This is a genomic window from Massilia jejuensis, from assembly GCF_042656795.1.
GTDB classification, from domain to species: Bacteria; Pseudomonadota; Gammaproteobacteria; order Burkholderiales; family Burkholderiaceae_D; genus Telluria; species Telluria jejuensis.
The window spans coordinates 141956-154077 of the sequence record NZ_JBHSMS010000013.1; the positions used below are offsets into that span (position 1 = coordinate 141956).

8 protein-coding genes and 1 pseudogene are annotated in these 12122 nt (G+C 65.4%); 4 read left to right on the top strand and 5 right to left on the bottom strand.

Annotated elements, in window-relative coordinates:
- Nucleotides 1-82: 82 nt before the first annotated feature.
- Nucleotides 83-2344 (top strand): OPT family oligopeptide transporter, encoded by a 2262-nt coding sequence (locus ACFPOU_RS03815; RefSeq protein WP_379717377.1) that lies wholly within the window; start codon nt 83-85, stop codon nt 2342-2344.
- A 106-nt stretch (nt 2345-2450) separates the two neighbouring features.
- Here the strand turns inward: ACFPOU_RS03815 and ACFPOU_RS03820 are convergent.
- Together ACFPOU_RS03820 and ACFPOU_RS03825 are read right to left on the bottom strand one after the other, a co-directional pair.
- A pseudogene (locus ACFPOU_RS03820) lies at nt 2451-2605 on the bottom strand (IS1595 family transposase); the annotation flags it as partial.
- 317 nt (nt 2606-2922) lie between these two features.
- Nucleotides 2923-4428 carry a peptide MFS transporter gene (locus ACFPOU_RS03825; RefSeq protein WP_379717379.1) on the bottom strand — a complete coding sequence of 502 codons (1506 nt, stop codon included), beginning with the start codon at nt 4426-4428 and terminating at the stop codon, nt 2923-2925.
- Nucleotides 4429-4718: 290 nt separating this feature from the next.
- On the opposite strand from ACFPOU_RS03825, the gene ppnN reads away from it, so the two are divergent.
- Nucleotides 4719-6089, top strand: coding sequence for a nucleotide 5'-monophosphate nucleosidase PpnN (gene ppnN / locus ACFPOU_RS03830; protein WP_379717381.1), 1371 nt, complete (start codon nt 4719-4721; stop codon nt 6087-6089).
- Nucleotides 6090-6151: 62 nt separating this feature from the next.
- Here ppnN and lysS read toward each other — a convergent pair whose 3' ends face one another.
- The 3 genes from lysS to prfB all read right to left on the bottom strand — a co-directional run bounded on the left by lysS (nt 6152) and on the right by prfB (nt 9519).
- Nucleotides 6152-7705, bottom strand: a complete 1554-nt coding sequence (gene lysS / locus ACFPOU_RS03835) for a lysine--tRNA ligase (protein ID WP_379717553.1) — start codon at nt 7703-7705, stop codon at nt 6152-6154.
- 32 nt (nt 7706-7737) lie between these two features.
- Nucleotides 7738-8400, bottom strand: a complete 663-nt coding sequence (locus ACFPOU_RS03840; protein WP_379717555.1) for an HAD family hydrolase — start codon at nt 8398-8400, stop codon at nt 7738-7740.
- Nucleotides 8401-8408: 8 nt separating this feature from the next.
- A protein-coding gene (gene prfB, locus ACFPOU_RS03845; RefSeq protein WP_379717383.1) for a peptide chain release factor 2 occupies nt 8409-9519 on the bottom strand; the annotation gives its coding sequence in 2 pieces (ribosomal slippage) (nt 8409-9437 and nt 9439-9519; 1110 coding nt in all).
- Between the two features lie 151 nt (nt 9520-9670).
- On the opposite strand from prfB, the gene ACFPOU_RS03850 reads away from it, so the two are divergent.
- Nucleotides 9671-11683, top strand: coding sequence for a bifunctional 2',3'-cyclic-nucleotide 2'-phosphodiesterase/3'-nucleotidase (locus ACFPOU_RS03850; protein ID WP_379717385.1), 2013 nt, complete (start codon nt 9671-9673; stop codon nt 11681-11683).
- Nucleotides 11680-12057 (top strand): tetratricopeptide repeat protein, encoded by a 378-nt coding sequence (locus ACFPOU_RS03855; RefSeq protein ID WP_379717387.1) that lies wholly within the window; start codon nt 11680-11682, stop codon nt 12055-12057. The genes ACFPOU_RS03850 and ACFPOU_RS03855 overlap by 4 nt, the downstream gene beginning before the upstream one ends.
- Nucleotides 12058-12122: the final 65 nt, after the last annotated feature.

The following is a 12122-nucleotide window of genomic DNA, read 5'->3' on the forward strand; positions in this document are numbered from 1 at the left end:
TTCTTTCGCTCCCGACGTATGCGATAGTCACGCCTTCAGGCCCCCTTAAGAAAGCCTGGCACCCCATTCACCCAGGACCACGATGCCCTACGATCCCGCTCCCGTCCCCGTCAAGCCGTATATCCCGGCCACGGCGAACCTTCCCGAATTCACCGTCCGCGCCCTCGTCATGGGCGTCGTGCTGGGCATGGTCTTCGGTGCCTCCTCGCTCTACCTGGTACTGAAAGTAGGGCTGACGGTCAGCGCCTCGATTCCCGTGGCGGTGATCGCGATCACGCTGTTCGGCATGTTCAGGAAAATGGGCGGGCGCGAATCGACCATCCTCGAAAACAGCATCACCCAGACCGCCGGTTCGGCCGGCGAGTCGCTCGCCTTCGGCCTGGGCGTGACCATGCCGGCCATTTTGATCCTCGGCTTCGACCTGGAGATCTCGCGCGTGATGCTGGTGGGGGTACTGGGCGGCCTGCTCGGCATCCTGATGATGATCCCGATGCGCCGCACCATGATCGTCGAGGCCCACCGCGAGCTGAAATACCCGGAGGGCACTGCCTGCGCCGAAGTGCTGAAGGCCGCCGCCACCGAAACCTCGCGCGCCGCCGCCGGCGAAGTGCGCGAAGCCGGGTCGGACGCGGCGCGCGACGCCAGGCGCCGCGCGGCCATCATCTTCGGCGGTTTCGGCCTCGGTCTCTTGTACAAGGTGGCCAACGTTTCGCTCAAGGGCTGGAAGGATGTCGCCAACTCCGAGTTCGGCGCGCCCTTGAAGGCGGGATCGGCCGGCGCCGAGATTTCGCCCGAGCTGGTGGGCGTGGGCTACATCATCGGCCCGCGCATCGCGTTCACGATGGCGGCCGGCGGCGTGCTGTCCTACCTGCTGCTGATCCCGATGATCAAGTTCTTCGGCGAGCTGCTCACCGTGCCGGTCTCGCCGGGCACCATGCTCATCAAGGACATGTCGCCGGACGACATCCGCGACGCCTATGTGCTGTACATCGGCGCCGGGGCCGTGGCCGCGGGCGGCCTGATTTCGCTGGTGCGTTCGCTGCCGTCGATCTGGAACGGCCTCAAGGGCGGCCTGGCCGGCATGGGCAAGGGGAAGGGGGCGGCGCCGGTGTCCCCGCTGCGCACCGACCAGGACATCCCGTTCAAATGGGTCGCCATCGGCTGCCTGGCGATCATCGCCATCATCACGGTCGCCACGCCGCTGCACATGAACCTGCTGGGCGCCTTGCTGATCCTGGTGTTCGGCTTCCTGTTCGCCACCGTCTCCTCGCGCCTGACCGGCGAAGTCGGTTCGTCCTCGAATCCGATCTCGGGCATGGCGGTGGCCACCTTGCTCTTCACCTGCCTGATCTTCCTCGTCATGGGCTGGACCGGCGGACGGTATTACGTCACCGCACTGTCGGTCGGCGCCATCGTCTGCATCGCCGCCAGTAACGCCGGCACCACCTCGCAGGACCTGAAGACCGGCTTCCTGGTCGGCTCGACGCCGCGCCTGCAGCAGTACGCGATCCTGTGCGGCGCCTTTGCCTCGGCGCTGGTCCTGGGACCGATCCTCCTTAAACTGAACGATGCCGGCACGGTTTACGTGCCGGCTGCCCAGGTCGCGCCGGGCATCACGGTCGACGCTTCGAAGCTGACGGAGACCGCGCGGCTGCAGGGCCCGCAAGCCGAGACGGACGGCAAGACCTACAAGGTCTGGCGCAAGACCGGCACCGCCGGCGGCCCGGAAGGCAAGTACCTGGTCGGCGACGACGGCAGGCTGGCCTACCTGGTCGACCCGGGCATCAACGGCCATTACGACAAGCGGCCCGACGGCACCGAAGTGAAGAAATACGATGCGCCGAAGGCCGTGCTCATGTCCTACATCATCAAGGGAATCCTTGACCAGCAGCTGCCATGGACGCTGGTGCTGTTCGGCGTGATGATCGCCGTCGTGCTGGAGATGGCCGGCATCCAGGCGCTGGCGTTCTCGGTCGGCGTGTATTTGCCGCTGGTGTCGACCCTGCCGATCGCGATCGGCGGCGCGGTGCGCTGGGCGGCGGATCGCCGCAACAACAGGCTGCCGCAGTATGCGCAATTGAATGCCGAGGAACGCGTGGCCGCCGGCGACCGCAGTTCCGGCACCCTGCTGGCCTCCGGCTACATTGCCGGCGGTGCGCTGGCCGGCATCATCATCGCCATCACGGCGGGGGTGCTGACCGACTTCGACAGCACGATGGCGGAGTGGGCGAAGGGTGCGAACCCGTTCGTATCGGGGCCGAATGCGGACCTGCTGTCGCTGATACCGTATGCGGCGATCGTGCTGCTGCTGTACTGGGTGGCGCTCGAGAAGGCGCAAAAGTAGGGCGCAGAAGTAGGGCGCAGAAGTCGGGCGCAGAAGTCAGGCGCTGGAATCGGCAGGTGCGGGAAGGATCGGACGAGCGCCAGGCGGCGCCCGTTTTTCTTGGCGCTGTCAGCGTTACGTGTGGACGAGTCCCATTGCCGCTCGCAGGAAGCGCTCCGGTGACGCAATGCGCTCGCCATCGAGCGCCCAGCGCCAGCCCAGGTAATTCGGCAAGTACCGAGAAGCAACGCCATGGAAGCGTGCCAGCCACTGCCTGAATCGGCGCTAAAAGGCATTCGCAAGCAGGGCAAGGCGGTGGCAGGCAAGCTGCGCCGTCGATCGCCTCGCAAACCCGGTCCAGCCCGAGCGGGGGCCGCAGCGCCTGCACGAGGTGCGCGCGCTGGCGCCTCGTCAATGTACTCAATTGCCTTAGCCATAGTGTGAAGCGTCTTGCCTGCATGCCAGACTCCGCTCGATGGTCGAATAGCAGTTCGACCTCGCTAGAGCCCAGCAGTTCAATTTCTACACGTAGCGGTGACAGCGCCATGAAAAAACGGCAGCCGAAGCTGCCGTCTCTTGTTGAAGCTGGCGAAGGCCGATTACTTCACGCCGTGCATCAGCTTCTGGATCAGCGGTGCGATCAGGAACAGCAGCACGCCGCCGCCCACCAGCGACCAGAAGCCGAAGGTGTAGCCGTCCAGCGCCGAGGCGATCGACATGCCCGACTCGCCCGAGACGTGCGAGGCGAAGATACCGGACAGGTTGTTGCCGATACCGGTCGAGAGGAACCAGCCGCCCATGCCCAGGCCGACCAGGCGCACCGGCGCGAGCTTGGTGACCATCGACAGGCCGATCGGCGACAGGCACAGCTCGCCGATCGACTGGATGAAGTAGACCGTGAACAGGGTCCAGAACGGGATCTTGTTGTTCATGTCGACCAGGCTGCCCAGGGCGAACATCAGCAGGCCGAAAGCCAGGCCGTTGAAGATCAGGCCCAGGCCGAACTTGCGCGGGATCGACGGATTGGCGTTGCGGCGGCCCAGCATCACCCAGATGGCGGCGACGATCGGCGCGAAGGCGATGATCGCGACCGAATTCACGCTCTGGAACCAGGCGACCGGGAAGACCCAGCCGTTCAGGTCGCGGTCGACGATCTGGTCGGCCAGGAAGGTGAACGAGCTGCCTGCCTGCTCGAAGAACATCCAGAACAGGATATTGAAGAAGAAGATGATCATCATGGCGATGGTCTTGTCGCGCGCGACCTTGCCGTTGCGGATGCCTTCGACCATCAGCATCGCCGCCAGGGCGATGAACAGCACGGTCAGGATGATCTGCAGGGTGCCGGCGCCGAGCTTGAGCAGGAAATACACGCCGGGGATGACGACGACGCTGCCGACGATGACGGCGAGCGAGCGGCCGCGGCCCTGGGCTTGCGGCTCGGGAGCGCCGATGCCGGCAAGCGTCTTGCGGCCGATGTAGAACCACACCAGGCTGACCAGCATGCCCAGGCCCGAGACGAAGAACACGACCTTGTAGGCAGGCGTGGTGCCGTCGCCGAATTCCTGCGCCAGGACCTGGGTGAGGATCGGCGCGATGAAGGCGCCGGCATTGATACCCATGTAGAAGATGGTGAAGCCGGAATCGCGGCGGGTGTCGTTCAGCGCGTACAGCTTGCCGACCATGGTCGAGATGTTCGGCTTGAACATGCCGTTACCGACGATGATGGTGGCCAGGCCGAGCTTGAAGATATCCTGGTCGGGCAGGGTGATCATGAACAGGCCGGCCGCCATGAAGACGGCGCCGATCAGGATCGAGCGCTGGTAGCCGATGACGCGGTCGGCGATCAGGCCGCCGAAGACGGCGCCGGCATACACCAGCGCGAGGTAGGAACCGTAGGTCAGGTTGGCGTCGGCCTGGCCGACCGCGGCGCCGCCGTAGAACTGGGCGACGATGTAGAGCACGAGGGCCCAACGGATGCCGTAGAAAGCGAAGCGCTCCCAGAATTCGGTCATGAACAGCATCCACAGCGGCGCTGGGTGGCCCATGATCTGTTTGAACTCTGGAATGACGACTTCCTTGCCTGGTATAGCAGCTGCACCGCTCATGCGGGTCCTCCCGAAATAGGTTTTAAAAAAACTGTTTTGTTGGAACGCCCGACCTGCCGGGATTTCCAGTTGGGACGCATTTTAGTAGAAATTGCTTACTACAAGAAAAATATTTGCCATTGTGGTAAACACGCGCGCACGCGCTGCAGCGTGTTGCCGCGCCGCAGCACTCAGGGAGCGCGACGGCACATCTGCGCGGGCAGGCGGCGCCCAGTTGTCGTATATTGGTGAAACAGCCAGCCATGTTTCCGGAAACCTTTTTTTCCGGCGTATTTGAAAAGGAAGACCGCATGAATTACGAAGTCGTCGATACCCTGATTTCTCCCGAAGGCCGGCTCGAAGTGCTGTCGAAGGCCGAAGTGGCCAAGCTGCTCGACACCAGCCAGGGCGGCTTGTACAACATCTTCCGCAAGTGCGCGCTCGCAGTCCTGAACTGCGGCAGCTCGATCGACGATGGCAAGGAACTGCTCGAGCGCTATAGCAACTTCGACATCAGCATCATCCAGCGCGAGCGCGGCATCAAGCTCGACATCCGCGGCGCCCCCTCGATCGCCTTCGTCGATGGCAAGATGATCAAGGGCATCCATGAACACCTGTTCGCGGTGCTGCGCGACATCGTCTACGTCCATTTCGAGATCACCGAAAACCCGAAATTCAATCTCGCCAAGCCGGAAGGCATCACCGACGCGGTATTCCACATCCTGCGCAACGCGAACATCCTGCAGCCGCAGCGCAGTCCCAACCTGGTGGTGTGCTGGGGCGGCCACTCGATCAACCGGGTCGAGTACAACTATTCGAAGGAGGTCGGCTATGCGTTCGGCCTGCGCGAACTTGATATCTGCACCGGCTGCGGTCCGGGCGCGATGAAGGGACCGATGAAGGGCGCCGCGATCGGCCACTCGAAGCAGCGCCTCGGCGCCGGACGCTACCTCGGCATTTCGGAACCGGGCATCATCGCCGCCGAATCGCCGAACCCGATCGTCAACGACCTGGTCATCATGCCCGACATCGAAAAGCGCCTGGAAGCGTTCGTGCGCACCGGCCACGGCATCTGCGTATTTCCGGGCGGCGCCGGCACGGCCGAGGAAATCCTGTACATCCTCGGCATCCTGCTCCATCCGGACAATGCCGAGATGCCGTTCCCGCTGATCTTCACCGGTCCGGCCACCGCGCGCGACTATTTCGACCAGATCGACGGCTTCATCGGCCAGACCCTCGGCGCGCGCGCCCAGGCCATGTACAAGATCATCATCGACGACCCGGATGCGGTCGCGCGCGAGATGCAGGCCGGGATCCGGCAGGTGCGCGAGTTCCGCAAGGCGCGCAGCGACGCCTATTATTTCAACTGGCTGCTGAAGATCGACCAGGAATTCCAGAAGCCGTTCAAGCCGACCCACGAGAACATGCGCAACCTGAAGCTGCACAAGAACCAGGATGCGCACCTCCTCGCCGCCAACCTGCGCCGCGCCTTCTCGGGCGTCGTGGCCGGCAACGTGAAGGAAGAGGGCATCCGCGCGATCGAGGAATTCGGCAAGTATGAAATCCACGGCGAGAGCGAGATCATGGGGCCGATGGACGCGCTGCTGGCGTCCTTCGTCGAGCAAAGCCGCATGAAGCTGCCAGGCAAGGCCTACGTGCCCTGCTACACGATCGTGCAGTGAGCGTGTGAACGGTCCATGCGATCGAAGCCGAAAATGGAACGGGGCGCCGAGCGCCCCGTTTTTCAGTCTTCCTTGCGCAGATGCGGGAACAGCAGGACGTCCCGGATATTCGGCGAGTCCGTCAGAATCATGATCAGGCGATCGATCCCGATCCCGCAGCCGCCGGCCGGCGGCATGCCGTATTCGAGCGCGCGGATATAGTCGGCGTCGTAGTACATCGCTTCTTCGTCGCCCGCATCCTTGGCCTCGACCTGCGACAGGAAGCGCGCGGCCTGGTCTTCCGGATCGTTCAGCTCGGAGAACCCGTTGGCGATCTCGCGGCCCACCATGAACAGCTCGAAACGCTCGGTGATCCCGGCACGGGTATCGGAGGCGCGCGCCAGCGGCGAGACTTCCACCGGATAGTCGATGATATAGGTCGGTTCCCAGAGCTGCGACTCGGCTGTCTCCTCGAACAGCGCCAGCTGCAGGGCGCCGAGGCCGGCGCCGGCGAAGGGCTTGACGCCGAACTTCTTCAGTTCCGCCTTGATGAACTCTGCGTCGTCGAGCTGCTCGGCCGTGTAACCCGGCGCATACTTGTTGATGGCGTCGACGATGGTCAGGCGCTGGAAGGGCTTGGACAGGTCCAGCTCGCGCCCGCCGTACGACAGCACGGCCGTACCCTGGGCGTCGATCGCCGCCTGGCGGATGATCGCTTCGGTGAAGTCCATCAGCCAGGTGTATTCCACATAGGCCGCGTAGAACTCCATCATCGTGAATTCGGGATTGTGGCGGATCGAGACGCCTTCGTTGCGGAAGTTGCGGTTCACCTCGAACACGCGGTCGAAACCGCCGACGACCAGGCGCTTCAGGTACAGCTCGGGCGCGATACGCAGGAACATCTGCATGTCGAGCGCATTGTGGTGCGTCGTGAACGGTTTCGCAGCGGCGCCGCCCGGGATCGGGTGCAGCATTGGCGTCTCGACTTCCATGAACGCGTTCTTTTCCATGAAGCGGCGCATCGACGACAGCGCGGCGGTACGCGCCTTGAAGGTGCGGCGCGTCTCTTCGTTCATGATCAGGTCGACGTAGCGCTGGCGGTATTTCGTTTCCTGGTCGGCCAGGCCGTGGAACTTGTCCGGCAGCGGACGCAGGGACTTCGTGAGCAGGCGCAGCTTGCCGACCTTGATGGTGAGCTCGTCGACCTTGGTCTTGAACAGCGTGCCTTCCACGCCAAGGATGTCGCCCAGGTCGTAGCCGCGGAAGGCTTCCATCGCCGCTTCGCCGGTCGCGTCCAGGGTCACGTAGATCTGGATGCGGCCGTCGGCGCGGGCGCCTGAGGCGTCCTGCAGGGTGGCGAAAGCGGCCTTCTTGCCGGCTTCGCGCTTGAGCATCATGCGCCCGGCCAGCACCACCGGGATGGCTTTTTCCTCGAGTTCCTCGCGCGACAGCGAACCGTACTGCTCGCACAGGTCGGCCGCCTTGTGCTGCGGCTTGAAGTCGTTCGGGAAGGCGACGCCCGCCTGGCGGATCGCCGCCAGCTTGGCGCGGCGCTCGGTCATGATCTTGTTTTCGTCGGCGGCGGCGGCCGTGGTCGTCAGCGTCGCCGGCGCTGCCGTGTTCTCGTGGTTTTCCATAGTCATGGTTGGTGTAAGTCTTGTTGGTTTGATCAGGCGAACAGTGCGTCGACCGGCAGGTCCGAGAAGTCGGACACGATCGCGATCACGTTGTCGAATCCGGCGAAGGCCTCGGCGGGGAGGGTGGTGGTGATCGCCACCACGCGCATGCCGGCGCGGCGCGCCGCTTCGACGCCCAGGGGCGCGTCCTCGAACACGATGCAGTTGCCCGGGGAGGCGCCGCAGCGCCTGGCCGCTTCCAGGAACACGTCCGGATGCGGCTTGCCGCGCGCGACGTCGGTGGCGCCGACGACGGTCTCGAAATGGCGCCGCAGGTCGAGCCCGTCGAGCGTGAAGGCGACGTTCGCCGGCGGGGCGGCCGTGCCGACCGCCAGCGCGATGCCTCGCGAGCGGGCCTCGGCGACCAGGTCCTCGAAGCCGGCGACGGCTTTCAGGTGCGGCGCGTAGAGCTCGCGGTAGACGGCTTCCTTCTCGTGGTTCAGCAGCGCGACTTCGTCGTCGCCGAGGTCTTCGCCCATGTGCGAACGGATGATTTCCTTGCCCTGGCGCCCGGCTGTCGTGCGGAAGAATTCATCCGCATCGATGCCGCGCCCGCGCCGCTTGAAGAAGGTCACCCACGACTGCGTGTGGAAGGCCATGTTGTCGACGATGGTGCCATCCATGTCAAAAATGAAGGCGCGCTTCGCCGGGGTCATCGCTGCGCTCATGCGCCCACGCCTTGCTTGAGCGAGGCGGAGATGAAGTCGTCGAGGTCGCCGTCGAGCACGTTCTTGGTGTTGCCGGTCTCGTAACCGGTACGCAAATCCTTGATGCGCGACTGGTCGAGCACGTAGGAACGGATCTGGTGGCCCCAGCCGACGTCGGTCTTCGAGTCTTCCAGCTTCTGCTGCTCGCTCATGCGGTTGCGCATTTCGAGTTCGAACAGCTTGGCGCGCAGCATGTCGAACGCCTCGGCCTTGTTGCGGTGCTGCGAACGGTCGTTCTGGCACTGCACGACGATGCCCGACGGGCCGTGCGTCAGGCGCACCGCGGAATCGGTCTTGTTGATGTGCTGGCCGCCGGCGCCGGAGGCGCGGTAGGTATCGATGCGCACGTCGGCCGGGTTGATCTCGATCTCGATCGAATCATCGACTTCCGGGTACACGAACAGCGAGGTGAACGAGGTATGGCGGCCGTTGGCCGAGTCGAAGGGCGACTTGCGCACCAGGCGGTGCACGCCCGTTTCGGTGCGCAGGTGGCCATAGGCGTACTCGCCCTCGACCTTGATGGTCGCGGTCTTGATGCCGGCAACCTCGCCGTCGGACTGCTCCAGGATCTCGGCCTTGAAGCCCTTGCGCTCGCAATAGCGCAGGTACTGGCGCAGCAGCATCGAGGCCCAGTCCTGGGCTTCGGTGCCGCCGGCGCCGGCCTGGATGTCGATGAAGCAGTTGGCGTGGTCCATGGGGTTGCCGAACATGCGGCGGAACTCCATCCCCTCGATCACGGCGCGGATGCCCTCGACATCGGCGCTGACGGCTTCGATGGTGTCGTCGTCGCCTTCCTCGCGCGCCATCTCGAACAGGTCGGCCGCGTCCGCGAGATCGGCTTTCGCCTTCTCGAGCGTGAGCACGACGCCTTCCAGCGCTTTTTTCTCTTTACCGAGGTCGAGCGCCCGTTTCTGGTCGTTCCAGACGGTCGGGTCCTCGAGTTCTTCGTTGACCTGCTCTAGTTTCTCCGACTTCCGATCGAAGTCAAAGATACCTCCGAAGTTCGGCCTCGCGACCGGTCAGGTCGTTCAGCAGGGCGGAGATGGCGTTGATGCGTTCAGCTTCCATGGTCGTGGCGTCTAAAATGATTGAATCGAACCTTCGATTATACCCCACTCGCCCCAAGCGCCGGTGGCGCCGGCGCGACGCCCCGGCGCCGGCTTGCGGCCGTTCCCGCCGCTGCCGTATCATCGCGCCGTTTCCCCATCGAAGAATGCCCATGCGCCACCTGTTTCCTTGTCAAACCGGCATCGCCCTCCTGTCCGCCGTCCTCGCCACCCCGGCCGTCGCGGCAGCCGCGGCGCCGAGAGGCGCCAGCGCGACCCTGGCCGTGCTCGAGACCACCGACCTGCATTCGAACGTCGTCGGCTACGATTATTTCAAGCTCGCCGCCGAGCCCTCGATCGGCCTGGACCGCACGGCGCGCCTGATCGCGCAGGCGCGCGCGCAGTTCCCGAATACGCTCCTGCTCGACAATGGCGACACCATCCAGGGCAATGCGCTGGCCGACTACCAGGCGCTCGTCAAACCGCTGGGCTGCGGCGAAACGCTGGCCATCTACAAGGTGATGAATGCACTCAAGTACGATGGCGCCGCGATCGGGAACCACGAATTCAACTATGGCCTGGGCTTCCTCAGCCAGGTGACGGGCAGCCGCTTTCAGGTGGCGGGCGTGAACCAGCCGAAGCGCTGCGCCGGGCCGGCGTTCCCGCAAGTACTGGCGAACGTCTACAGCGTCAGGACCGGCAAGCCCCTGTTCGAACCCTACCGCATCATCGCGAAACGGGTGAGGGCGACCGGCGCCGACGGCCGCGCCATCAGGGCGACGGTCCGGGTCGGCATTATCGGCTTCACGCCGCCGGCCATCATGGCCTGGGACAAGCGCTGGCTCGAGGGCAAGGTCTACACGACCGGCGTGCGCGAGGCGGCGCTGAAGTACATCCCCGAGATGCGCAGGAAGGGCGCCGATATCGTCGTCGCCCTCTCGCACGGCGGCCTGGACGCCAGTCCCTACACGCCGCGGATGGAAAACGCCGGCTGGTACCTGGCGCGGGTGCCGGGCGTGGACGCGCTGCTGCTCGGCCACGCGCACCAGCTGTTCCCGAACGCGGCCAGCAAGGCGCCGCAGTTCAGTCTGCCGGGCGTCGACAAGGCGAAGGGGCTGGTGCACGGGGTGCCGACCGTGATGGCCAGCCTGTGGGGCAAGCACCTGGGCGTGATCGCGTTGCGGCTGCGCGCCGACGGCAAGCGCTGGCGGGTCGAGAAGGACAAGACGGTCGTCGAGACGCGCAGCGCGCAGGACGCCGAGCGGCGTTTCGTCGCCGCCGACCCGGCCGTCATGAACCTGATCCGCACGGAACACGAAGCGGCGATCGGCTATGTCAGGACGCCGGTCGGCAGCACCGATTTTCGGATGACGACCTATTTCGCCGATGTCGGCGATCCTTCGGCGATCGCCGTGGTCAACCTGGCGCAGACCGCGTATGTGAAGAAGTATGTGGCGGCGAACCTGCCCCAGTATGCGGCGCTGCCGGTGCTGTCGATGTCGGCGCCGTTCAAGAGCGGCTCGGCCGGCGCCTTCGACTTCACCGATGTCCCGGCCGGGAACCTGGCGCTCAACAACGCGGCCGACTTGTATTTGTACCCGAATGCGCTGTATGCGGTGAAGGTCGACGGCGCCGGCCTGAAAGCCTGGCTGGAAACCTCGGCGCGCCGTTTCAACACGATCGATCCGTCCCGGCGCGAGCCGCAGGAGCTGGTCGACGCGACCGTCCCGGGCTACAACTTCGATATGCCCACTTCCGCCGAGCTCAGCTACGAGATCGACCTCACCCGGCCGCCCGGCGCGCGCATCCGCAAGCTGGCGCTGCGCGGCGTGCCGGTCGCGCCGGGCCAGGAATTCATCGTCGCCACCAACAACTACCGCGCCAGCGGCGGCGGTAATTTCCCCGGCCTGGACGGCAGCAGCACGGTGCTGGCTTCGCCCGACGCCAGCCGCGACGTCCTGATCGCCTACCTGCGCGAGGTCAAGAAGCTGACGCGCGCGGTCCACGGCGCGCCGCGCAGCTGGCGCTTCGCGCCCGTGCAGACGGCCGGGCCGGTGGTGTTTCGTTCGGCGCCGGGCGTGCTGGCACTGGCGCACGAAGCGGGGCTGGAGAACGTGACGCTGCTGCGCGCCGACGACGGCCTGGGCAAGGGCTTGGCGCTGTATGCGCTGGACCTGGCGCAATGAGGAAGCTGGCGCTGCTGCTGGCGCTGCTGTGCGGGGGCGCGCATGCCGGCGACGTGGCGGCCGCGTACCAGCGCGGCTTGATGTATCGGCATGGCGCGGGCGTGGCGGCCGATCCCGCGCTGGCGGCCAAGTGGATGGCGGTCGCGGCGCGCGGCCAGGTGCCGGAGGCGATGTTCCTGCTGTCGAACATGCTGGCGGCGGGGGAGGGTGTCGCGCCGGACCCGGCCGGTGCGCGCAGGTGGCTGGAAGCGGCCGCGGCGCTGGGTTATCCGGCGGCCTTGCAGGAACTGGCCCTGCGCGAACCCGACCCGCGCCAGGCCGAGCTGCTGATGCGGCAGGCGGCACACGCCTTGCAGCACCACCCGCGGCGTTGAGCGATGGGCGCGGCGGCGACGCCGTCGCCGCAAAGGCGCTCTCGCCGATGGTGAGCAAAGGGTTG